This window comes from Corynebacterium sp. KPL1824 (genome assembly GCF_000478095.1).
In the GTDB taxonomy this organism is placed as follows: domain Bacteria; phylum Actinomycetota; class Actinomycetes; order Mycobacteriales; family Mycobacteriaceae; genus Corynebacterium; species Corynebacterium accolens.
On record NZ_KI515749.1, the window covers coordinates 694,718 to 717,201 of the forward strand.

A 22,484-nucleotide genomic window follows, 5' to 3' on the forward strand; every position below is an offset into this window, starting at 1 on the left:
TTTGTGCAACTAATAGTAGCACAGTCTGTATTAGTGGAGGTAATACAAAGCGGAGACTGGGGCCTAGATATGCACCTGCGAAGTGAGGCTGAGCTCTTTGCAGAAACCGTCATCGTGGCTGACCAGCAGGTACGCACCCTCGTAGGACTCGAGGATCTGCACGAGCCACTTTATGGTGGTGATATCCAAATTATTGGTGGGCTCATCAAGCAAGAGGAATTGAGGGCTGGGCTCGGCCAATAGGACTCGGGCAAATTCCGCGCGGAAGCGTTCGCCGCCGGAAAGCTGGCCGGTGCGGCGGTGCACCTGGTCATCGCGAAATAGTAGCTGTGCCAATTGATCGCGGATGACTTGTGGGTGAGCCGTGGGATTGGCCTCTGTTACCATTTCTAAGATTGTGCGATCTTCTGGCAGGGTGATTTTCTGCCGCAAGTATCCACAGTCCAAGCTGTACTCAACGCCGCCCCGCGCAACCTCATTAAGGAACGTGGTTTTCCCGCTGCCGTTTGGTCCCATAAGGCGTACATGCTCAGGGCCGGTTATATCCACGATGCTACTGGTGAGCACGCGGGTGCCGTTAGGCAGCTGCGTGCCTGGGAGGTCAAGGTGTACGTGTTCGTCCGGGCGGATCTTATGTTGCGCAGCTTGATAGGCAGCAAATGCTTCCTTTACCGAACCCGATGCCTGAGCCGACCGCTTAGCCGCGGTATTTTGGGCGCGATTCTTGTCATTTCCCATCGCCATCCCGGGCTTTCGGCGGTTGTGCGAGAAGGCCTTCCCGCGGCGATTGTCCCTGGAAATTCGCACCTGCATCGCCTCGCGCTCGCGCACCTGCTTGCGGTGTTCGGCCTTGGCCTCGCGCGTTTCTGCTTCAGCAGCGCGCTGTTCGGTTTCTATCGTCTCCCGGTAAGCGTGATAATTTCCGGAAAATAACCGCAAACTTCCCGCGTAGAGTTCTGCAATGTGCTCGACATGGGAGAGCAGGTCTAGGTCATGGGAGATGACAAGAATGGGCGTAGAAGCGCTGGAAATAAGCTCGGTGACCTTGGATTTTCCTGCTGCGTCCAAGTTATTGGTCGGCTCATCGAGGATGACAAAGTCTGGATGATTAAAAAGGCGGCGTTTAATGCGATGGTGACCGCTTCGCCTCCAGACAGCGTACCGATGGTGCGATCTAGCGGGTAGGGAACCCCTGCGTTATGGAGGCACGCATGAATCCTGTCTTCGATATCCCAGTCGTTACCAATGGTTTTCAGCAGATCCTCGGAGTAATTTCCCGCTTCAAGTGCGTGGAGCGCGGCAATCTTTTCCGCCGCGCCGAATACTTCGGCGATGGTTAAGGAATCACGCAAGCCAAGATCTTGGTCTAGGTACGTGACCTCTGGTGCCCAGAACGTGCCCGAGGACGGCGCGATCTGGTGGGACAGGACCTTAGCAAGGGTTGACTTTCCGGAGCCATTATCGCCAATCATCCCCGTAACCGAGTCAGGGATCGTTCCGGAAAGCTGTGAAAAGCAGGGCGTGCCGTCTGGCCACGACAGGCTGAGTTGGGAAAAAGAAATCGGCATGAAGAATCCACCTTTAAAGAACGAGTGTGCAAGGGACGTCGTACTAGGCGGAAATCTTCATAGCCCTCAACAATAGCAGCTGTGGTGCAGAACACAAGGGTACTAGCTAAAATTCATCTCTTGCTGGAACCGGAGGCCTGCAAGAAATGGGTGCCAGATTAAAATCGGCGGAAGAACTTACCCTGGGTGAGCTCCTCGAACCCCGGTAGTGGCGTGGCGGACGCGATGCCGGGGGCGGTTTGCTCGGCCGCGAGGTCTGTAGCATTGGCAACGAGCAGGTCGTGGGCGCGGGAAGCCTCGTCGTCGGTGCCATTCGTGGCGACGATGAGCTCTGGGATGTCCTCGGGATCGAAGGGGGTGAGCCAGGTGGCATCGTCAAGCGGGTCAGCGCCCGAGTCCCCAAGGAAGGCTGGGCCCTTGGTGGCGGCGGGGTAGTAGCGCAGGAGCGCGGCCCCCACGGGCTCTACAGTTGGGTCCTCATTGGCAGCAAGGGGCAAGGCGATGACGCCGCCATCAACGATGGGGGACCAGTCCGCGATATAGGAGGGGAAGAGGCTCGCAAGGTAGTCGCGGTCCTCTTCCTTGGCCAAGCGAACACCAAGAGAAGAATCAGTCATTCTTCCAGGTTAGCTGGCACGGTTACTTAATTTCCAGCAGCTGCGCGCCCTTGGTAGTGGACGCGCCGGCCTCGACCGCCAGCCCAGTCACGGTGCCGGACTTGTGGGCCTTGACGGGGTTCTCCATCTTCATTGCCTCAAGGACCAGGACGATATCGCCCTCTTCTACCTCTTGGCCCTCTTCCACGTTGACCTTGATAACCGTGCCCTGCATCGGTGCGGTCACGGCATCGCCGGATACCGCGGCCTTGGCACCGGCACCCTTGCGCTTTTTCCGCTTGCGCGCGCCGGTAATGCCAAAGGTGGCGGGCAATGCTACCTCGATGCGGCGGCCGTCGATTTCTACGGTGTGGACCTGGGAGGCCTCGGGCGCGCCGGCTTCCGCATCGGTGGAATCATCGTGCGGCGTCAGCTGGTTATCCCAAGCCTCCTCGATCCACTTGGTGTAGACATCGAAGGAACCATTTTCCGCGGTAAAGGCGGGATTCGTGACGATGGCCCTGTCAAAGGGCAACACGGTGGGCAGGCCTTCAACCTGATATTCAGCCAGGGCGCGGGCGGAGCGCCGCAGGGCGGTTTCGCGGTCCGGACCCCAAACAATGAGCTTGGCCAGCATGGAATCGAATTGCCCGCCGATGACGGAGCCCTCGACGACGCCCGAATCCACGCGCACACCCGGGCCGGCTGGCTCGGAGTACTTGACGATGGTCCCGGGAGCCGGCATGAAACCGGCCGCGGCGTCTTCGCCGTTGATGCGGAATTCAAAGGCGTGCCCGCGCGGTGTCGGGTCTTCGCTCAGCGAAAGCCTTTCGCCCTGGGCAATCCGGAACTGCTCGCGCACGAGGTCCAGCCCGGTGGTTTCCTCCGAAACGGGGTGCTCCACCTGCAGGCGGGTATTGACCTCGAGGAAGGAAATCAGGCCATCGGCGCCAACCAAATACTCCACGGTGCCGGCGCCGCAGTAGTCAGCTTCGCGGCAAATGCGCTTGGCGGACTCGTGGATGGAGGCGCGCTGCTCGTCGCTCAGGAAAGGCGCCGGCGCCTCCTCTACGAGTTTTTGGAAGCGGCGCTGCAGGGAGCAATCGCGCGTGCCGACGACCACCACATTGCCGTGCTTATCCGCCAAAACCTGGGCCTCCACGTGGCGGGCCTTATCGAGGTAGCGCTCGACAAAGCACTCGCCGCGGCCAAAGGCGGTGGTGGCCTCGCGGGTAGCGGATTCAAAAAGCTCCGGAATCTCTTCGGCGGTGTGCGCCACCTTCAGGCCACGGCCGCCGCCACCAAACGCCGCCTTGATGGCCACGGGCAAGCCGTGCTCATCCGCGAAGGCCTTGACCTCATCCGCGTTGGCTACCGGGTCCTTGGTGCCGGGGGCCATGGGGGCTTCGGCGCGCTCGGCGATGTGGCGGGCGGTGACCTTATCGCCCAAAGCGCGGATGGATTGGGGAGGCGGGCCGATCCAGGTCAGGCCGGCATCGATAACGGCCTGAGCAAAATCGGCATTTTCGGACAAGAAACCATAGCCGGGGTGGATGGCATCCGCGCCGGACTTAGCGGCAGCGTCCAGAATCTTGTCAAAGACAAGATAAGAATCAGCAGAGGTGGAACCGCCGAGGGCAAAGGCTTCATCGGCAAGCGTGACGAAGGGCGCCTGCGCATCCGGTTCGGCATAAACGGCGACTGAGGAGATCCCGGCATCGCGAGCAGCACGAATGACGCGCACGGCGATCTCACCTCGGTTCGCTACGAGAACCTTGGAGATCTTCTTGGTTTCTACTGCCACGGCAGTAACCTCCTGAATACACTTCGTTTACTACGGGATCTATTGTTGCACACCAAAATATTAATTCGTCCGTTTGGCAATAATTGTTACGTTTAAACAAAAATAAACCCACATCGTCACGATGTGGGTAATTAATGACCGGACGAAAATCTACTTTTCAATCGGCATATTGACCATGTTGCCCCACTCAGACCATGATCCATCGTAGACCTGCGCCTTTTTAAAGCCCAAAAGGTAGGTCAGCACGAACCACGTAAACGCGGCCTGCGCGCCCACGTGGGAATACAAAATGGTGGGGGTATCCGGCTCCAGCATGCCGTAGTTGACCTTGAGGTCATCGACGTTGCGGAAACAGGAGTTGGGGTAGGTTGCGCGATCCCACTCCAAATTGATCGCACCCGGAATGTGGCCGTGGCACATGGTCGTGCCATACGGCGAGTTTCCATTCGGGTCGAACTCCGTCGCCTCACCCGCGAATTCCTCCGGCGGGCGGGTATCAACCAGGGAACCAGTTGCCTCGCGGACATCGGAAACAAAGGCGCGCAGGACGGAATCGTCCCGGGTTACCTCCGGATAATCGGACTCGGGGAATTCCGGGACCATGAAGGAGGTATCGCGCTCTTCTGACATCCACGCATCGCGCCCGCCATCGAGGAGGCGGACGTCCTTGTGTCCAAAGAGGGTAAATACCCACAGCGCGTAGGCCGCCCACCAATTGGACTTATCGCCGTACAGGACAACGGTATCGTCCTCGTGGATGCCCTTTTCCCGCATCAAGCGGGTAAATTCCTCGCCATCGATAAAGTCGCGCGTGAGCGTGCTTATTAGCTCGGTGCGGAAATTAATCCGCGTGGCTGTGGGAATGTGCCCGATATCGTACAAAAGGGAGTCTTCATCGACCTCGATGACGCGCAGCCCTTTAACGCCCAGGCGCGCAGACAGCCACGGAGCGGAGACAAGCCGCTCTGGGTGCGCATATTGCTGGAATGGGGGATAGGGGTCTACTTCTGCCACTGCCCGCCTGCCTTTCTAATAAAACGGGATGATTCGCTCCCACCACTCTAACCCGATGAATGCCAAATTGATCACTTGGGAGGCCGTAGTGTGGTATTCCATACAATAAAACAGCCAAGTGGGGGCGGGAAAGCATTAAACATAATAGTGCTTTTACTTGGAGCCGCGATTCTACAAGTTTTCCCGCTGCATTACTTAAGGAGCGCACCCAGCAGCTCTCGAAGATTAATCGGGGCAGCGAATTTTAATCATGTTTACACCGCGCCACGCGCTGAAAAGGTCTATAGTCAGATCGTTCTGTTTCTCCCTAGACCTAGGAATATGGGCTGCGATTATGGCTGATCATAGCGACAACACCACTAACGACAACGAGGAATTCTCGAAGGGCTTCGTTGCCCGTGATTTCTCTGAGGGTCCGCGCAATGACACTACCGAGGATTTCGGTGCTTTTGCGGACAATGACGCGCGAGCTTTCGGTTCCCATGGCACCCCGCAGGCTGGCCAGGAACAAGGCTCGCAAAGCAGCCAAGAGCAGCACCCGCAATCGGGCCAGGAACAGGCGGCTTATCAGCACCCCGAGTACTCGCAGCAACCGGGTCCAGCGCAACCGGGGCCCGCGCAGCCGCCGCATTCCTATCCAGAACAGGGCAATTCTTGGCAGGGACAGCAGGCGTGGAACGCGCCGAATGGGCAGCAGCCAGGATTTACTGCGTATCCGAATAACAGCGGGCAGTTCCCGCCACAGGCTCCGCGCACGAAGACGCCAACCGATGGCTTCTTCTCCGGCCTCTTGGACTTCAGCTTCGATAAATTCATCACCGTAGGCTATGCTTCGGCGATTTATGTCATCGGCATGATCATCCTTGGCTGCACGTGGTTGTTGGGCCTACTTTTAGGATTCGTTTTCTTTGGTCCGTTCGGGATTATCACCGCCATCTTGGTTACGCTTATCTGCTTTGGCGAGCTCATTGGCTTGAGGCTCTTTTTAGAGTTCGCAGTCGCAAATATCCGGACGACGCAATATACCCGCGAAATCCTGCACCGGCTGAACTAGGCATGAGCTACAAGAAAAGCACATTCTCCTCTGGGATTGAACAGGGAGAATGTGCTTTTTATATTGGCCTAATAAGCCGCAGTGTGGGCTTAGTCGAGCAGCTGGGCAACGCTATCGGGGTCGGCATCGGAAAGCATCTGGCGGATGCGGTCGTACTCATCGTCCTCGCCGATGGCCTTGGCGGCGCGTCCGAGGGCGGCAATGGCGCGCAGGACACCCTGGTTGGGCTCGTGGGAGAAGGGGACTGGGCCCCAGCCCTTCCAGCCGTTGCCGCGCAGGCGGTCCAAGCTGCGGTGGTAGCCGGTGCGGGCATAGGCATAAGCGGTGATGTACTCGTTGGGGTCCGCGCCCTCGAGCTTGGCGAGCTCCTGCTCCGCGAGCATGGCCCATAGCAACGGGGAATCTGGGTGGTCTACGATGCCGGCCGCAGGCGCGGCCGCGTCCTTAGCGCCGGGATCGGCGGGCAACTTAATAGGTTCTGGGGCAAGCATGTCTTTCATTTCCATAAGACACACTCTAGCGATGCTCGTGCGGGCCTACCAGAAATCAGAAACGCTGAGCCCAAAAGAGTAGAGCGCGCGGCGCACCACCGGTAGGGACAGCCCAATGACAGAGGAGGGATCGCCGTCGATACTATCGATAAACCAGCCACCCATGGCCTCCAAAGTAAACGCTCCCGCGCACTCCAAGGGCTCGCCAGTGCGGGCGTAGGCCTCAATATCGGTGGCAGAAGCCTCTGCGAAGCGGATGGTAGTGGTGGAGGTTTCCACGTGGCGCTGCGCGCCAAAAATCAGGCAATGGCCGGTAAGCAGCTGCGCGGTGCGGCCTGCCTGGTGGTGCCAACGCTCGATGGTGGCGTCGACGGTGTGCGGTTTGCCCTGCAGTTGGCCATCCAATAGCAGCATGGAATCGCCGCCGATGACCGGCTCGTCGGGGTACCGGGAAGCAACCTTCTCGGCTTTGGCGGTGGCCAGCGCTGCCACGGTATCGGCAGGCGAGTGCCCCGCCAACTGGGCTTCTAGGGCGCGCTCGTCAATATCGGCGGGCTCGAGCACCGGTTCCACCCCGGCCCCGCGCAGGATGGCGGCGCGCGAGGGCGACTGCGAGGCCAAAATGAGGCGCATTAGTAATACCGCACGGTGTGGAAGGCAGATGGATTAAAAACGCGCTGCGCGCCGTAGTGGTCGAAGCGCTCACCGGGCCTGCCCCAGTGGTTGCGATCCCCAAAGGCACCGGAGTGGTCCTTTTTCATCTGCTTGAGCACCGTCGATAGCGCGGCGCGCTCTTCTTCCGTGGGGTTTCCCTTCAGGACTTTGATTTCGGTTTCAGACATTTTTTCCTAAACAGTTCCGTGCTTCTTGGGTACCTGGGCCACGACCTTGCGCTCTAGCAGGCGCAGGCCTTCAACCAGGTAGTGGCGGGTGGCGGAAGGCTCGATGACATTATCGGCCAGGCCGCGCTCGGCGGCGGCGTAGGGGTGCAAGAAGAGCTCGTCCATCTCTTCCTGCTTATCCTTATCGCCGTAGATGGCCAGCGAGGTCTCGGCCGCCTCGGCGACGGCGATTTCCGCGGTCGGCCAGGCATAGACCAAATCCGCGCCCAGATCCTTGGACCCCATAAACGCGTAGGCCGGGCCAATGGCCTTGCGGGTGACCACCGTAAGCTTGCCGACGCTCGCCTCCGCCTGCGCATACGCAAACCCCGCTGCCCGGCGCAGGAGACCGGCCTTTTCTTCCGCCGGGGTGGCAACGAAACCGGGCGAGTCCACGAACTCGATGATCGGGGTATTAAAGGCATCGCACAGGCGCACAAAGCGCGCCGCCTTTTCCGTCGCGGCCGAATCCAACGCGCCGCCAAGTGAAAGCGGTTGGTTGGCAACGATGCCCACGGCGCGGCCATCCACGAAGGCAAAGCCGGTAATGATATTGGGCGCAGCCTCGGCCGAAAGCTCAAAGAAGGAGCCCTTATCGACGACCGCGTTGACCACCTCGCGCATGTCATAGGCATCCTCTGCTGAATCCGGGATGACGGTATCCAGATCGAACTCGGCGACCTCGCGCGTATCGATGCGCGTTGCCTCGGCGCGGTTATTGGCCGGCAGGTAAGCCAGTACGTCGCGGACCAAGGCGAGGGCTGCCTGCTCGCTCGGGGCGCTGAGCTGCGCGGTGCCGGACTTCGCGTGGACTGCGGCACCACCAAAGGTTTCCGGTTCCGCGTCGGCCACCTCGCCGGCTGCCTGGTGCAGGCTGGTGCCGTGGGTGACAATGAGGACATCGGCAAGCGTGGGGGCGAAAGCCGCAATGCCGCTGGTATCCCCCGCCACCACGGAGATCTGTGGAATAAGGCCGGAAGCCTCGGTTGCGCGGGCGAGGATGCGGGCGTAGCCGGCCAGCGTGACGATGCCCTCTTGCACGCGCGGGCCGGTGGAATCATAGATGCCGACGATGGGCACGCCGGTCTTCAGCGCAAGGTCATAGACCTTGGTGAGCTTTTCCGCATAAACCTCACCCATCGTGCCGTCAAAGACGGTGGCATCCTGGCTGAAGATGCACACGCGGCGCCCGTCGATGGTGCCGTAACCGGTGACGATGCCATCGGTGTACGGGCGATCGTGCTCGCGGCCAAAGTCGGTGGAGCGGTGGCGGGCCAGTGCATCGGTTTCTACAAAGGACCCCTCATCGAGCAGCTGATTCACGCGGGTGCGGGCGGCTGGCTCGCCTTCCCCCAACGGCGCGCGGGACTCGGCGAGCTTGTTGTCCAGGTCCTCAATCTTGCCAGCGGTGGTCTTCAGGTCAGTCATAGGCGTTGAGTTTACTAGTGGAAGGCTAAAGATGCGGAACTTGTCTGGTTTCGCGCATCACTACAGGCTCGGTGGCGGTGGGCTGTCGGTGCGGTATAGGCGCGGCATCGGTGGGGCTGGGCCTTTAGGACGCATTAGATCCCCTTTATTGGGGGATGGGGCGCGTGGCAATCTCTGGCATTTCTTACCAGTAAGACGGTATTTTCCCACCGCACGGCGGGTGAGAAGGCATGGGTGAAAAATTCTGTAACTGTTGAGGACTTATAACAGCGGGCTTAATATTAGCTGCGTCTTCACGAATAATTTCTTGTATATTTCACAACCACAAGGATGGTCTTCAGGTGATTTCAAAGAGACTGAGATTCATCGCCCCACTTGCCATCGCGGCGCTGATTGCCCCGGCGGCACAGGCGCGCGATATTCCTCCAATGCCACAGGCATATCCCATTACCAATCTTTACAAAAGCTGCAGTGCCGCCGGAGATAACGCCGAGCGCGAATGGCGTTTTGCTGAAACCGGGCGTCGCTATTTAAGCGATGGCACCCTGCAATTTAAAAACAGCACCGACCAGGAAGTGCCGTATACCGCAGAGGTAGAAACCGGCACCAACCACGAGATTGATGCCAATTCCAAGGCCAAACTGCCCTCTGGCTGGGATACCACCGCTAAATCCGATATCGGCCTAAAGCTGGCCAACGGCTGGCGAGACAAGGAAACCTTTGGCCCCGTCAAGCTCAAGCCGGGCGAATCCTTCCGCGTGGAGTACGGCGTGGTGGAAAAGGACTTTATTTCCATGTTCGTCGGCTGCAATGATGACCGCCTCGAAAACATCCCAGGCGCCAATGTCATCCGCGGTAAAGGCCCAGCAGAGCGCTATGCCTTTGCTTATATCATCAAGGCCGATGGCTCCGTATCGGATTTGGCCATGGAAATTCCTTCCCGCTCCGGCAGCACGAATTCCAAGCCCATCGAAGGAAACTACACCGCGGTCTCCGGTCCCAGCTTGGAAAAGATTGCTGACCCAGACAAAGACGAGATCGTGCAGCCGGCCGCCGAACCCCAACGCGATCCCGCCTGGCCCAAGGAAGGCGATACCTGCGAGGCCAAAGATAAGTCCTGGTACCCGCTGGATATCACCGCAGTGCAGCCCACCTTCCGCAAGCCCGGTTATTCCACCGACTTCCTCAACTGGTCGCACGGGGACTATGAATTTGCGCCAGTGACCGACTTCGTCGTCGGTGCCCAGCACGATCCGTATACCAATTGGCGGGGCAATAGGGGCGATATCCCACAGGGCTGGCTCGAATCCGTCGGTGCCGTCAAGCGCGCCTATATGCCGGTTGGTACCGAGCTCAAGCACGTACACCTTGAGCCCGGGGAACGCGTGCGCGTGGAGTACGGCACCACCATGACCCGCATCAACTACCGCGAGGTGCACTGCGGAAAATCCGGCAAGTACGACCTCACCTCAGACTATAAGCAGACCACCGCCCCGAGCGGTTTCTGGGCCGAGGCCACCATCACCTCCAAAGACGGCAGCACCCGCACCGTAGACGTCACCCCTGACGAATACCGCGATCTGCCCGTACCCACCCAAACCATCTACTAACTACCTTTTAGGAGCACACCTCATGCGCATGTCCAAGATTGCGTCCACCACCGCGGCTTTGGCCGTTGCCACCGGCGTATTCGCTGCCCCAGCCGCTAACGCATTGCCACAGCGCGACCTGGGCCCAGCAAACCCCACTACCATTGGCGAGCGCTGCGCCACCCCCGGCGATACCGGCCAAACCGTTGACATCAAGCGCACCTATTTCGACGGCTCCGCCGGTACCTGGACTATCTCCAACTACAACGACGAGCCGCTTCCAGTGACCCGTTCCATCAAGGAAACCAAGACCAAGGAGTGGAACGTTTCTGCTGGTGTGGACTTCAAGCTGCTGGATCTGATCAACTTCACTTTCTCCTCCAGCTACACCTCGAGCCAGTCCTATGAGGTTGGCGAGCAGATCGGCCCATACGATATCGCGCCGGGCAAGACCGCTGTGCTGAAGGCCGGATGGGTAGTTTCTGATTTTGAGGGCCAAAAGACCGTGTGCGGTTCCGACCACACCTGGCAGGCCAACGGCGATACCTTTACCGCAACCCTGCCCAAGGAACGCCACGTCGCGGTCTCCACCCGCGATAACAACGATTGGGGTTAAACCGTGAAGGCGAAGTCCATCGCTAGTGCGATCGCAGCGCTGAGCCTGGTGGCCGTCCCCGTCGCCCACGCCTCTGACTTCGGCGGAGACTTTGAGCTGCCCCAGCGCTGGAACGATGACTTTAAGCCCGGCACGCATTGCGCAACGCCGGGGGAGAACTCCACCTATGTCACCGCGAAGCGCCGCTGGTTCAAGCAAACCGATGCCGCCAGTGTGGCAAACCACAACGCTGAGCCGCTGCCGGTTAAACACACCGTATCCAAAGCGCGAACGGAAACCGTTCAAGTGTCTGGCTCCGTGCGCGGTGAAGGCGATCTGGCCAAGATCCTGACCAAGACCTACGGCTTCAACTACGTCAGCGAACAGCACTGGAAGATTAACCAGGTAGTTGGGCCATATACCTTGCCGGCAAATTCCCAAGGCAAGTTGGTGTGGGGCTTTACCATGCTGGATACCGACGGCCAGGATGTGCGCTGCAATCAAGATCAAGTATGGGAAACGGTGGGCAAACCATACTCGGCCACCGTTCCAGAGTCCCGTTATTCCGAGCTGCGCTTAGAAGACGCCCCGGACTGGAGTTAAGTCATAAGGAAATGAGCCCAGCCGCACCCTGTGAATGGGGTGTGGAGCTGGGCTCTTTGCGTGGCAGCTCAGCGCGCACTACCCGTGGCGCGCACAACCCGTAGCGCGCACCGCCCGCTTTGTAGAAGTGCATCCTCCAAAGTGCACATTCCAAAGTGCAGGGTCCCCTGCAACAGTTGAGGAAGGTGTGCGATATCTGAGGATCGGGTTTGCTCAGTTATCGCAGTGGAGGATGCACAAAGTTAAGCCGGCAACCACGCGTACCCGTAAGGCCCGACCTCGACGGGGCCTAGGTCAACGGAGCGGTCGCTGAAATTGTGCAGGCACAAAAGGTCGCCGCGCTGGTAACCCAGCACGCTTTCTTTTCCGGTTTCCACCGGCTCGCAGGGTGCCGTGCCCAGCTCGGGGTGCGCGTGGCGCTCCGTGATCATGGTGCGCACGCTGTGCAGCAGGGAAGTGGCATCATTGAGCTGCGATTCCACGGACGTGCCGCCGACGATGGGCAGCCGCGCCGGGGTGCGGGCGCTAAAGCCCGCGGTTTCGCTATCGTCCCACTGCATAGGGGTGCGAACGGCATAGCGGTCCGGCAAAGAGGTGTCATCGAGCATGCCAATTTCATCGCCATAATAAATAAAGGGCGCGCCCGGCAGGGTCATCAGCAGCGAAAACATCAGCTCTACCTTGCGGCGGTCCCCGCCCATGAGCGGCATGAGCCGCCTGGCGATGCCCACATGCGCCCGCATCCCTTCTTCTGGCAGGTAGGTCTGATACATCAGCTCGCGGACGTCATCGTCGACCATTTCCAAGGTCAATTCATCGTGGTTGCGCAGGAAGGTACCCCACTGGCAGCCCTCGGGCAGCGGCGGTAGCTGGTCGAGGATGTCGTAGACGGGGGTGGCATCGCCAAGCGCGAGCGCCTGGTACAGCCGCGGCATGACCGGGAAGTTGAAGACCATGTGGAAGCGATTGCCGGAGCCGTAGTACTCCATCGTCTCCTTGGGTGGCTGGTTGGCCTCCGCAATGAGGACGGCCTCAGGATAGTGAGTATCCATAAAGGCGCGAATCTTTTCCACGAACTCCACCGTCTCCGGCAGGGATTCGCCGCCGAGCTCATCGCGCTCAAAGAGGTACGCGATGGCATCGAGTCGCAGGCCATCAAGGCCCTTGTCCATCCAGAAGGACAAGATATTAAAGACCTCATCCTGCACGTCCGGGTTATCGTAATTGAGATCCGGCTGGTGGGAGTAAAAGCGGTGGAAATAATACTGCTGGCGCTCCTCATCCCAGGTCCAGTTGGAGGTCTCGACGTCCGTGAAGATGACGCGGATTTCGGGGTAGCGCTCGGGGTCATCGCCCCAGACGTAGAAATCCCCAAACGGGCCATCCGGGTCGGAGCGCGAAGCCTGGAACCACGGGTGATCGGAGCTGGTGTGGTTGAGCGCCAAGTCCGTCATGATGCGCATATCGCGGCGGTGCAATTCCTCGACCAGTTCCTCGAAATCCGCCATCGTGCCGTAATCAGGGTGGATGGAATAATAATCGGCGATATCGTAGCCGTCATCGCGCAGCGGCGAGGCATAAAACGGCGAGAGCCAGAGGCAGTCCACGCCCAACCACTGGAGGTAATCCAGCTTGTCGATGACCCCGCGCAGCGTACCGATGCCCTTATTCTCGGCCTCGTTATTGCCGGAGTCCTTAAAGGAGCCCACGAGGGCTTGATAGAAGACGGCGTTGTGGTACCAGCTCATTGCAGATCCTTTCTTTTTGCCCGCCAGGCAAGGTAGGTCAGTGCGCACAGCGCGCCGGCCACTAGGCCGGGCCATACGGCGGGAGAGTCTTCAAATAGGTTCACTACGGCTTGGATAACCGCAAGGCACGCGAAGAAGCCGAGGAATCCGAGGAGCGAATCCCACAGCAGGGACCGGCGCATTAGGCCTTGACACCTCCTGCGGTAAGCCCGGCGACGATGCGGTGCTGGAAAATGAGCACCATGATGATAAGCGGAATGGTCACCAATGCACCAGCCGCCATGGTTGCGGCATAAGGGTACTCGAAGGCCGAGGGGCCCGAGAAACGGGCGATGGCCACCGTGACCGGCTCGGTGCCCGTCGTGGACAGCTGTTTGGCCAACATGAATTCATTCCACGTGGTGATAAAGGCAATGATCGCGGTGGTAAAGAGCGCCGGGGCGGCCAGCGGCAGGAGGATGAGCCGGAAGGCCTGGGCGCGCGACGCGCCATCCACGCGGGCGGCCTCCTCGAGCTCCCACGGCAGCTGCCGGAAGAAGCTGAGCAGGGTATAGACAGTCAGGGGCAGGGCGAAGGAGATATTCGGGATGATCATCGCGCGGTAGGTGCCGATCCACTCTAGGCGGCCAAAGAGCTGGAAGAGTGGGGTAACCAGCGCGATGGCGGGGAACATGGAGGCTGCCAGGATGATGCCGGTGACAATACCCTTGCCGGGAAAGTCATAGCGGGAGAGCGCATACGCGGTAAATACGCCGACCAAGACGGCTACCGCGGTGGTTGCGAGCGAGATGAACAGCGAATTGCCCAGCGCGCCGAGGAAATCATTGCCCTTATCCGTCGCGAGGGCATCGCGGAAATTATCGAGCGTGATATGCGTTGGCCAGGGCGTGGTATCAAAGGTGAATTCCTGGCTGCGCAGGGCGGTGACCACCATCCAATAAAAGGGGGCAAGGCCCCAGAACATGATGAAGATAATGCCCGCGTAGTGTCCGAATTTACGCATTATTTTGCACCCTTTCTACCGGAGACATCCGCGCCGAGGAAGCGGATGAGGATGAAGGCGACGAAGAAGATGAGCAAGAAGATAAGGGTGGACAGCGCCGAGGCGGAATTGAAGTTACCTTGGCGCATATCTTCCACCACCAGCTGGGAAATGGTGGCGGTAGGGGAGTTAGACGAGCTCGAAATCATGATGACGGGAAGGTCATACATACGCAGCGCATCCAGGGTGCGGAAGAGCACGGCCACCATCAGGGCTGGGCGCACCAACGGCAGGGTGATGCGGAAGAAGGTTTGGATGCGGTTGGCGCCATCGACGCGGGCGGCATCGTAGACATCCTTGGGGATCATCTGCAGGCCAGCCAGGATGAGCAGCGCCATAAACGGTGCGGTTTTCCACACGTCTGCAATGATGACGGCAAAGCGCGCATAAAACGGGTCCGTGGTCCAGGCGATATTCGCGCCCAGTAAGGAATTGACTATGCCGTCCGGGGCGAACATGAACTGCCACAGTTTGGCGGTCACGGCGGTAGGAATGGCCCAAGGGATAAGCACGGCGGCGCGCACTAAGCCGCGGCCGCGGTACTCGCCGTTCATGATGATGGCCATGAACATGCCGAGGATGGTCTCCAGGGCGACCGTGACCACGGTGAAAAACAGCGTGATTTTTACGGCCGGCCAGAAGTCGGTGGCGATAACACCGGGCGGGCACGTCGTGATTTCCCCCGCACCGGAAACACAACGGTTATTGATCCAGTACAGGTAATTGTCTAGGCCGGCGAAACCGCCTTCTTCAAAGATGCCCGTTTGTGGATTAAGCTGCCGGTTGCCCTGGAAAGACAGGATGACCGCGCGCACGATGGGATAGCCGATGATAATGCCCAGCACGATAAGCGCCGGGGCGATCAGCGCGGCCGGCCGCCCGAAATTGGCAAACCTGCTGGAGCTAGGGCTGCGCTTGGGTTTCTTCGATGATGGGTGCGTCTGTTGCGTCGGCGAAGTGGTGACCACGGTTATTCGCCTTTCTGGTTCAGATAATTTCTGGTGCGCTAGATTCTATCCCCAACTAGGGTGGGAAAACCACAAAGGGTGAGGCTATGGCGTATGCGCCTTCCTCACCCATTTGTGCACTAGCGGTTCGCTATGTATTTCTCGGTTTTCAGCGTGCTCCCTGCTCGTGGGATACGAGGGGCAAGGAGCGTATCTTTAACCCTGCGAAGCAGAGTCGATAGCCGCCTTCATATCGGAGGTGGCATCCTCGACGGACTTGCCATCGGTCAGCGCTGCATAAGCGTTGTCCTGAATGGCCTTAGAGATGGCGGAGTAGAACGGCGATACCGGGCGTGGTGCGGCATTTTCCAGGGATTCCTTCAGCGCTGGCAGGTAGGGGAATTCCTCCTGCAGCTGCGGGTCATCGTAGATGGAGGAAAGAACCGGCGGGAAGGACTGCTCAGCAAAGGACTTCTGGTTTTCCTCATTGATGATGAAGTTCATGAAGTCCAGGGCGGTGCCCTTGTTCTTGGAATTGATATTGATGCCGTTGTTGTAGCCGCCCAAGGTGGACACGCCAACGCCGTCCTTGCCCAGCGGTGCCTGGACCTCAACGTCGATGCCGGCATCTACGGCATTGGTGTACATGTAGGGCCAGTTTACTGCGAAGGCGGTCTTGCCCTCGGTGAAGGCCATGTTGGTCTCTTCCTCGGTGGCGGCGGTGGAGTCCTTGGAGATGATTTCGTCTTCATACGCATCCACCATGGCCTGCAGGCCTTCCTGGGCTTCCTTGGAATCGACGGTGGCATTGCCGTCATCGTCAAGCACCGAGCCGCCCCAGCCCTCCATGAAGCCGGCGGTGTTCAGAGCCAAGCCCTCGTACTGCTTGAGCTGGGTGGTCAGGCACTTCTTGCCATCTTCCAGGGCCTTGCAGGCGGATTCGAGGTCAGCGAATTTCTCCGGGGTAGCGTCCGCGAGCTCAGTATTGCGGAAGAGGAGCTGGCCATTGGTGTTTTGCGGTAGCGCATACAGCACGTCATTGTAGGTTGCCGATTCCACGGTGGCCGGCAAGAGCTCCGAAGTATCGGTCTCGAAGTCACCGTTGAGCGGCTGGAGCCACTGGTTGGCGGCGAATTCCGCGGTCCAGACCACGTCGAGGGCCATGACATCGTAGTCATCGTTACCGGCCTGGAGGGACTGCACGAGGGTCTCGCGCTGGGCATCTGCCTCGCCCGCGAGCTCCTTGAGCGTGACCTTTTCATCCGGATTTTCTTCATTCCACTTATCGATTATGGGAGTGATCTTATCCGTGTCGTTCTTGCCCATGGCAAAGGTGATGGGGCCGTGGGAATCAGCGCCGGAACCGGAACCGGATGCGGAGCCATCCGCGTTATCTGCACCATCATCAGACGTGGAGCAGCCGGCTAGTGCCAGTACCGCCGTGGTGGCGACTGTGGTGCGAATGAAGTACTTCTTCATGGGGAGATTCACCTTTCAGAAAGCTTGGGTGTTCCTTAAAAATAATTTACAAACACCGCGCGCAGAATAGATTTTGATTATTCACCTCTATACGGGGGTGCTTTAGGAGGCGGCGATGCGCTGCCCGGTTTCCGGATCGAAGCGGTGTGCCGCGCTTTCATCAAAGGTCAATACAACTTCCTCGCCGCGCTGTGGCGGGGTGCCTTCACAGCGCGCAACGAAACGCTCGCCACCCACCGTGGCGTAAACGAAGGATTCGGAACCCAATTCTTCAACCAGGTCGACCACGCCGCGCAGGCCCTCAGCACCCTCATTGAGGTGCATGTTTTCCGGGCGTACGCCCAGGCGCTCGCCGTTGTGGTCAAAGATATTCATCGCAGGCGAACCGATAAAGCCGGCCACGAACTCGTTGGCCGGTTCCGCATAAAGCTCGCGCGGCGGGGCAACCTGCTGCAATACACCATCTTTGAGCACGGCTACCCGGTGCCCCAGCGTCATGGCCTCGACCTGGTCGTGGGTGACATAGACCGTGGTGGTCCCAAGCCGTTGCTGCAGGCTCGCAAGCTCGGTACGAGTCTGCACGCGCAGCTTTGCATCCAGGTTAGATAGCGGCTCATCCATGAGGAAGGCCTTAGGATTGCGCACGATGGCACGGCCCATGGCCACGCGCTGGCGCTGACCGCCCGATAGGTCCTTGGGCTTGCGCTTGAGGAACTCGCTCAACCCCAGCATATCTGCTGCATCCTGGACTTTTTGCTTGATTTCGGCCTTCGGGAGCTTGGCCAGTTTGAGCGAAAAGCCCATGTTTTCTTCCACCGAAAGGTGCGGGTAGAGCGCGTAATTTTGAAAAACCATCGCGATATCGCGATCGCCCGGTTCAAGGCCCGTGACATCCGCATTATCGATGAGAATCCGGCCACTAGACGTTGGCTCAAGGCCCGCCAGCGCGCGCAGCGTCGTGGACTTGCCGCAGCCAGACGGACCCACCAAAACGAGGAACTCGCCGTCCGCGATTTCTAGGTCCAATTCCTTCACGGTGGGCGCCGCCGCGCCGGGGTAGGTGATATTTACCTTTTCAAAAGTGACCTTTGCCATGCGCAACACACTAGCACCACCGGCGGGCGGTATCTTGGAATCTATGACTGCACTTGATAAGCACCGCATTCGCACCGCCCTGGCAGAGGACTTCACCACCATCGATTTTGTGGATCAGACCGGTTCCACCAATACCGATCTGATGCAGGCCACCAATGTTGCCGATGGCACCGTGCTGCTTGCCGATGAGCAGCTGTCCGGCAAAGGCCGCCTCGGCCGGGCATGGACGGCGCCGGCCGGCTCCCAAGTGATCTTTTCCGTGCTGCTCTTGCCCGATTCCCTCGACTACTTAGGCACCTTGCCGTTGGCCGCAGGCCTAGCCGTGACCGATTCCATCGAGGGCTCCGTGCTCAAGTGGCCGAATGATGTGCATATTGATGGCAATAAGCTTTGCGGCATCCTTGCTGAGGCCGGTCCAGTGGGCCAAGCCTTCAAGTCCGCACCGAAGACCGAGGTCAATAAGACTGAACTCAATAAGACTGAGTTGAACAAGGCTGAGGTCAATAAAGCCGAGCTAAATAAGGCCGTCGGCGGGCAGGAGCCCTCCGCGCGCGTGGTCGTGGGCATGGGCATTAATGTCACGCTCACCCGCGAGGAATTGCCCATCGAAAAGGCGACCTCGCTGGCGCTTGAAGGCCGCGATACCGACCGCACCGAGCTGGCCATTACCGTGCTGAAAAACCTGCGCCGGCGCATTACGCAGTGGGAGAACCAGGATCCGCAGCTGATGCAGGATTACCGCGCGGTGTGCTCATCCATTGACCAAGAGGTGCGGCTGGAGACCCCGACTGGCGATGTCATCGGCCGCGTCGAGGGCATCGGCGATGACGGCCGCATTAACGTCGCGGGCGAGTACTACTCCGCCGGCGACGTGACGCATCTGCGTCCGGCGCGATAAGCGCCGCACGATAGGCATCGCGCGGCAGGCGCTGCGGAATCCGCGCAGTCCGAGAAGCACTGCCTCGCACTGGTACTATCCATGGCTATGGGATTGATGAAGATGGGCCAAGGCGAGGTAAAGCGCGCGGACGTATCCGCGCCGTTTCGCGCGCTCGTTTTCCCATTCTTGGAGCTCATCCTCATCACCGGCGTGCTGTGGATTGCCATCGGCTGGTGTGATGCCGAGGGGGTAGAACCAATACTGCGCAATGGGCTCGTCGTTTTGTGGGCTGGGCTGAGCACGTGGCGCTTCCTTATTCCTTTATATAAGGCCCGCCGCAAGCGGTTCATCGTTACCAATCGCCGCGTCATCGTGCGAGAGGGCCGCCACATCGATTCGATTCCGCTGGAAGATATTCGCGGCGCCCGCAAGCGCCGCGGCGGTATCTCCATTGCGCTCAACGGCTGGGACAGGGCCATGTATTTTCCCACCGTGGCCAAGTCAAAGCAGGTGGCGGAGATTATTAATGATCGCCCCTGGTTTTAACCTCGGTGGAGTGCAATTGCTTATCAAGATCCTCCGGCGCGAGGTTTGCGCGGCCGAATTCTTGGGTCAGCGGCAGGCGTAGTTCTAGATCGGAACCGGGGCAGAGCTCGATTGTCGCCTCATCCACGGTGTAATCCAGCACGTGTCCGCCGGACTTACGCGCGGCGTCGATAAAGTGCACGTGGCAGCCGGGCACCGAAATTCCGCGCTCATATACGGGAGTGCGGAAGCCGCCGATGACGCCTTCGACATCGCTAAAGTGCATTTCTTTATCGCCGCCGACCGCCTTGGTCATTGGGGGATAGGGCTTGGTTTGTTTGACCACGGTGCGCGTTGAGACTTCAGAAAACCTGCCCGTGATGCGGACGGCGTACATGTAGTTGGCGGAAGGCTCCACCTCGTCGATGAAGGCGGAAAGCTCGTTGCGGCGCAGGCCCCGTGGGGCATCGACAAGAATGCGCGGCACAAAGTTGGTGGCCACGGCATAGGGGGTTTGCTGGTCCAGGTCCGCAACCCGCGCGGAGCCATCGCCGCGCAGCTGGTAGCAGGTCCCGTCCAGGATGATCATTTCACCATCGAGGCCGTTAAAGGTACCGATGCCAAAATTGCCCTTTCCTAGCAGCTCAGAGATGGTCATCTCGCCGTCATAAATGCCATCAAGGAGGGCGCTCATGAGGGAGTTCTGGAAGATCGAATGACGGGTAAACATGGTATCCAAGCTAATATTGTGGGCGTGAGTGTCTCAAAACCTATTGTAACTGTCTGTGGCGATGGTCAGCTGGCGCGCATGATGCAGCCTGCCGCCGCTGAACTCGATATTCATCTGCGGATTCTTGCTGGTAGCCCGGATTCTTCGACCGCGCAGGTTACCCCGGACATCGTGGTGGGCGATTACCACAAGTACGAGGATCTGCTCGCGGCAGCCCGCGGCGCGGATGCGGTTACCTTTGAGCATGAGCACGTGCCCAATGAGCATTCCGCCGCGCTTATTGATGCCTCCTTTAACGTCCAGCCCCAGCCCAGCGCCCTGCGCTATGCCCAGGACAAGCTGGACATGCGCGAAAAGCTTTCCGCTCTTGGGGCGCCCGTTCCGCGGTTTAGTGCCATCGAATCAGTCGCCGATGCCCGCGCTTTTTTCGATGCCGTAGACGGGCGCGTCTGCCTCAAGGCCCGCCGCGGTGGCTATGACGGCAAGGGCGTGTGGTTCCCTTCGGATGCTGATCTCGATGACCTCGTTGCCGAGCTATTAGATGCCGGCACGCCGCTCATGGCCGAAGAGAAAGTGGATCTGACCCGCGAGCTATCCATCTTGGTAGCGCGCCGCCCATCCGGTGAGGCCAAGGTCTGGCCCATTACCCAGTCCCGCCAGGCCAACGGCATCTGTGCCGAGGCCATCGCGCCCGCGCCCGATCTCTCGCCTAAGCTGGCCGAACGCGCCTCTGCGCTGGGTCTAAGCATTGCCGAATCCCTTGGCGTGACCGGCGTGCTGGCCGTGGAGCTTTTCGCCTTCAACGGTGAAGGTGGCGAAGATATCTCCATTAATGAATTGGCCATGCGCCCGCACAATACCGGCCACTGGACCCAGGATGGCTGCGTGACCTCGCAGTTTGAACAGCACCTGCGCGCCGTACTCGACCTGCCCTTGGGTGCGGTGGACGCCCTCGCCCCGGTGACCGTTATGGCCAATGTGCTCGGCGCGGATGAAAATCCCAAGATGCCTATGCCGCAGCGCGTGCGCGAGGTCATGGAACGCTACCCACACGCCAAGATTCACCTGTACGGCAAGGACCACCGCGCTGGCCGTAAGATCGGCCACGTCAATGTCGCTGGTACTTCTCTTGAGGAGACCCGCGATGCTGCTGGCCAAGCTGCGCACTTTCTCATGCACGCGACCTGGGCTTAACCAATTCTAGAAAGGACATTATGGAACCGCAGGTAGGAATCATCATGGGCTCAGACTCGGATTGGCCCACCGTCGAACCGGCTGCGCAGGTCCTCGCGGACTTCGGCATCCCCTTTGAGGTTGGCGTGGTCAGCGCTCACCGTACCCCAGAAAAGATGCTGGTCTATGCCAAGGGCGCGCACTCCCGCGGCCTGAAGACCATCATTGCTTGCGCCGGCGGTGCTGCCCACCTGCCGGGCATGGTTGCTGCGGCCACGCCGCTGCCCGTCATCGGCATTCCGCGCGCACTTAAAGATCTCGATGGCCTAGATTCCCTTCTTTCCATCGTGCAGATGCCCAGCGGCGTACCCGTTGCCACGGTGTCCATCGGAGGGTCGAAGAATGCTGGCTTGCTAGCCGCCCGCATCTTGAGTGCCGGCGACCCCGCATTGCAAGACAAGATGGTTGCCTACCAAGAACAGATGGCGGACGAGGTTGAGCAAAAGGATAAGAACCTGCGCTCGAAGCTGCTAGGGGAGTAGTCACTAGCACGCCGTGTCCAAAACAACCGCGTTTCTCCAATTTTGGGCCCGATTTTTATAAGAACGCGGTTGTTTTGGACATTTTTGTATGATTGCGTAGGTTTCCTGGCTCCTAGGGCGTTCATCGGGCGGCGCTGCGTTCAAAACAACCGCGTTTCTTCATTTTTCGGCCTGATTTTTAGAGGAACGCGGTTATTATGGACGCCTCAGGGCTGAGGTCGGTGGCACGTGGCCCTGCGAGTCCGCGCTGCCCCACTTACACTTCCACTCGGGGCGTAAGTGCTCCGAGGGGGAGTAGATGAAGGAACTTTTAGTATCGGGGTTGAATCAAAGGCAACTGAGGTCCGGTCTGGCCAGCGGCAAGATAATTAAAAATCGCCGTGGGCTGTATACGTGGCGGAAACCTACGCCATTCGAGCTTGCTCGCATCGTGCATGAAAAATGGCCTGGAATAATGCTCGCGGGGAAATCTGCGGTTGAGCTCTATTCCAAGAAGGAACTGACCTTTCCGCTGCATTGTGCCTACGAGCACCCGCTAGCCAACTCCACTTGGTTAAAAGTGCAGCGTACGCGTCAGACAACGACCTTTAGCCATGAAGGCGTTCTGAAGCGTCCTGGGTTTAGTTCCTACCTCAGCTAAGGAAGGATTGAACTATGCCTAGAAAGTATTCCGTCGAGTTCAAGGAGAAGGCGGTCCATC

Annotated in this window: 25 protein-coding genes; 9 read left to right on the plus strand and 16 right to left on the minus strand. The window is 59.3% G+C overall.

Features of this window, described 5'->3' with window-relative positions:
- Positions 1-63: 63 nt before the first annotated feature.
- The 5 genes from HMPREF1267_RS03260 to HMPREF1267_RS03275 form a co-directional block, all read right to left on the minus strand.
- Complete coding sequence (locus HMPREF1267_RS03260; protein ID WP_023028374.1) at positions 64-1,068, minus strand: ATP-binding cassette domain-containing protein; 1,005 nt, start codon at positions 1,066-1,068, stop codon at positions 64-66.
- A complete protein-coding gene (locus HMPREF1267_RS13320) occupies positions 987-1,568 on the minus strand; it encodes an ATP-binding cassette domain-containing protein (RefSeq protein WP_232215098.1) in 582 nt (193 codons plus the stop codon). The genes HMPREF1267_RS03260 and HMPREF1267_RS13320 overlap by 82 nt, the downstream gene beginning before the upstream one ends.
- A 158-nt stretch (positions 1,569-1,726) precedes the next feature.
- A complete protein-coding gene (locus tag HMPREF1267_RS03265) occupies positions 1,727-2,185 on the minus strand; it encodes a hypothetical protein (RefSeq protein ID WP_005281589.1) in 459 nt (152 codons plus the stop codon).
- A gap of 22 nt (positions 2,186-2,207) precedes the next feature.
- Positions 2,208-3,968: an acetyl/propionyl/methylcrotonyl-CoA carboxylase subunit alpha gene (locus HMPREF1267_RS03270; protein ID WP_023028376.1), complete on the minus strand. Its 1,761-nt coding sequence runs from the start codon at positions 3,966-3,968 to the stop codon at positions 2,208-2,210.
- A 150-nt stretch (positions 3,969-4,118) separates the two neighbouring features.
- Positions 4,119-4,982 (minus strand): sulfurtransferase, encoded by an 864-nt coding sequence (locus HMPREF1267_RS03275; protein WP_023028377.1) that lies wholly within the window; start codon positions 4,980-4,982, stop codon positions 4,119-4,121.
- A 334-nt stretch (positions 4,983-5,316) separates the two neighbouring features.
- Between HMPREF1267_RS03275 and HMPREF1267_RS03280 the strand changes: the two genes are divergently transcribed.
- A complete protein-coding gene (locus HMPREF1267_RS03280) occupies positions 5,317-6,036 on the plus strand; it encodes a DUF4282 domain-containing protein (RefSeq protein ID WP_005281597.1) in 720 nt (239 codons plus the stop codon).
- Between the two features lie 89 nt (positions 6,037-6,125).
- On the opposite strand, the gene HMPREF1267_RS03285 is transcribed toward HMPREF1267_RS03280, so the two are convergent.
- The 4 genes from HMPREF1267_RS03285 to HMPREF1267_RS03300 are packed head-to-tail and all read right to left on the minus strand — an operon-like array spanning position 6,126 to position 8,836.
- Positions 6,126-6,542, minus strand: a complete 417-nt coding sequence (locus HMPREF1267_RS03285; RefSeq protein ID WP_005281598.1) for a DUF3151 domain-containing protein — start codon at positions 6,540-6,542, stop codon at positions 6,126-6,128.
- A 30-nt stretch (positions 6,543-6,572) separates the two neighbouring features.
- Entirely contained in the window at positions 6,573-7,160 is a 588-nt protein-coding gene (locus HMPREF1267_RS03290) for a nucleoside triphosphate pyrophosphatase (protein ID WP_005277383.1), read from the minus strand.
- Positions 7,160-7,369 (minus strand): acyl-CoA carboxylase subunit epsilon, encoded by a 210-nt coding sequence (locus HMPREF1267_RS03295; RefSeq protein WP_005281605.1) that lies wholly within the window; start codon positions 7,367-7,369, stop codon positions 7,160-7,162. The genes HMPREF1267_RS03290 and HMPREF1267_RS03295 overlap by 1 nt, the downstream gene beginning before the upstream one ends.
- 6 nt (positions 7,370-7,375) lie before the next feature.
- Positions 7,376-8,836, minus strand: coding sequence for an acyl-CoA carboxylase subunit beta (locus HMPREF1267_RS03300; RefSeq protein ID WP_023028378.1), 1,461 nt, complete (start codon positions 8,834-8,836; stop codon positions 7,376-7,378).
- 341 nt (positions 8,837-9,177) lie between these two features.
- Here HMPREF1267_RS03300 and HMPREF1267_RS03305 point away from each other — a divergent pair, with 341 nt between their 5' ends.
- The 3 genes from HMPREF1267_RS03305 to HMPREF1267_RS03315 are packed head-to-tail and all read left to right on the plus strand — an operon-like array spanning position 9,178 to position 11,623.
- A complete protein-coding gene (locus HMPREF1267_RS03305) occupies positions 9,178-10,446 on the plus strand; it encodes a hypothetical protein (RefSeq protein WP_005277390.1) in 1,269 nt (422 codons plus the stop codon).
- Between the two features lie 22 nt (positions 10,447-10,468).
- Complete coding sequence (locus HMPREF1267_RS03310; protein WP_023028379.1) at positions 10,469-11,041, plus strand: hypothetical protein; 573 nt, start codon at positions 10,469-10,471, stop codon at positions 11,039-11,041.
- 3 nt (positions 11,042-11,044) lie between these two features.
- Positions 11,045-11,623 (plus strand): hypothetical protein, encoded by a 579-nt coding sequence (locus HMPREF1267_RS03315; protein WP_005277394.1) that lies wholly within the window; start codon positions 11,045-11,047, stop codon positions 11,621-11,623.
- Positions 11,624-11,865: 242 nt separating this feature from the next.
- On the opposite strand, the gene treS is transcribed toward HMPREF1267_RS03315, so the two are convergent.
- From treS to HMPREF1267_RS03345, 6 genes are all read right to left on the minus strand, one after another.
- Complete coding sequence (gene treS / locus HMPREF1267_RS03320) at positions 11,866-13,371, minus strand: maltose alpha-D-glucosyltransferase (protein WP_023028380.1); 1,506 nt, start codon at positions 13,369-13,371, stop codon at positions 11,866-11,868.
- Positions 13,368-13,553: a hypothetical protein gene (locus tag HMPREF1267_RS03325; protein ID WP_023028381.1), complete on the minus strand. Its 186-nt coding sequence runs from the start codon at positions 13,551-13,553 to the stop codon at positions 13,368-13,370. Before HMPREF1267_RS03325 ends, treS begins: the two co-directional genes overlap by 4 nt.
- Positions 13,553-14,374: a carbohydrate ABC transporter permease gene (locus tag HMPREF1267_RS03330; RefSeq protein ID WP_023016855.1), complete on the minus strand. Its 822-nt coding sequence runs from the start codon at positions 14,372-14,374 to the stop codon at positions 13,553-13,555. Before HMPREF1267_RS03330 ends, HMPREF1267_RS03325 begins: the two co-directional genes overlap by 1 nt.
- The gene (locus HMPREF1267_RS03335; RefSeq protein WP_023028382.1) at positions 14,374-15,381 is read right to left on the minus strand and encodes a carbohydrate ABC transporter permease; all 1,008 of its coding nucleotides are present in this window, start codon (positions 15,379-15,381) and stop codon (positions 14,374-14,376) included. The genes HMPREF1267_RS03330 and HMPREF1267_RS03335 overlap by 1 nt, the downstream gene beginning before the upstream one ends.
- Positions 15,382-15,576: 195 nt before the next feature.
- On the minus strand, positions 15,577-16,839 hold the full coding sequence (locus HMPREF1267_RS03340) for an ABC transporter substrate-binding protein (protein WP_023016856.1): 1,263 nt from the start codon (positions 16,837-16,839) through the stop codon (positions 15,577-15,579).
- Positions 16,840-16,941: 102 nt separating this feature from the next.
- Positions 16,942-17,934, minus strand: a complete 993-nt coding sequence (locus HMPREF1267_RS03345; RefSeq protein ID WP_023028383.1) for an ABC transporter ATP-binding protein — start codon at positions 17,932-17,934, stop codon at positions 16,942-16,944.
- Positions 17,935-17,977: 43 nt separating this feature from the next.
- On the opposite strand from HMPREF1267_RS03345, the gene HMPREF1267_RS03350 reads away from it, so the two are divergent.
- Entirely contained in the window at positions 17,978-18,832 is an 855-nt protein-coding gene (locus tag HMPREF1267_RS03350; RefSeq protein WP_023028384.1) for a biotin--[acetyl-CoA-carboxylase] ligase, read from the plus strand.
- 87 nt (positions 18,833-18,919) lie between these two features.
- The gene (locus HMPREF1267_RS03355) at positions 18,920-19,360 is read left to right on the plus strand and encodes a membrane protein (protein WP_034653800.1); all 441 of its coding nucleotides are present in this window, start codon (positions 18,920-18,922) and stop codon (positions 19,358-19,360) included.
- Here the strand turns inward: HMPREF1267_RS03355 and budA are convergent.
- On the minus strand, positions 19,338-20,069 hold the full coding sequence (gene budA, locus HMPREF1267_RS03360) for an acetolactate decarboxylase (RefSeq protein ID WP_023028385.1): 732 nt from the start codon (positions 20,067-20,069) through the stop codon (positions 19,338-19,340). The two genes, HMPREF1267_RS03355 and budA, sit on opposite strands and share 23 nt — an antisense overlap.
- On the opposite strand from budA, the gene HMPREF1267_RS03365 reads away from it, so the two are divergent.
- The 3 genes from HMPREF1267_RS03365 to HMPREF1267_RS03375 all read left to right on the plus strand — a co-directional run bounded on the left by HMPREF1267_RS03365 (position 20,055) and on the right by HMPREF1267_RS03375 (position 22,424).
- The gene (locus tag HMPREF1267_RS03365) at positions 20,055-21,263 is read left to right on the plus strand and encodes a 5-(carboxyamino)imidazole ribonucleotide synthase (protein ID WP_051141747.1); all 1,209 of its coding nucleotides are present in this window, start codon (positions 20,055-20,057) and stop codon (positions 21,261-21,263) included. The two genes, budA and HMPREF1267_RS03365, sit on opposite strands and share 15 nt — an antisense overlap.
- 20 nt (positions 21,264-21,283) lie before the next feature.
- A complete protein-coding gene (gene purE / locus HMPREF1267_RS03370) occupies positions 21,284-21,784 on the plus strand; it encodes a 5-(carboxyamino)imidazole ribonucleotide mutase (RefSeq protein ID WP_034666828.1) in 501 nt (166 codons plus the stop codon).
- 298 nt (positions 21,785-22,082) lie between these two features.
- Positions 22,083-22,424, plus strand: a complete 342-nt coding sequence (locus HMPREF1267_RS03375) for a hypothetical protein (RefSeq protein WP_023028388.1) — start codon at positions 22,083-22,085, stop codon at positions 22,422-22,424.
- Positions 22,425-22,484 lie beyond the last annotated feature (60 nt).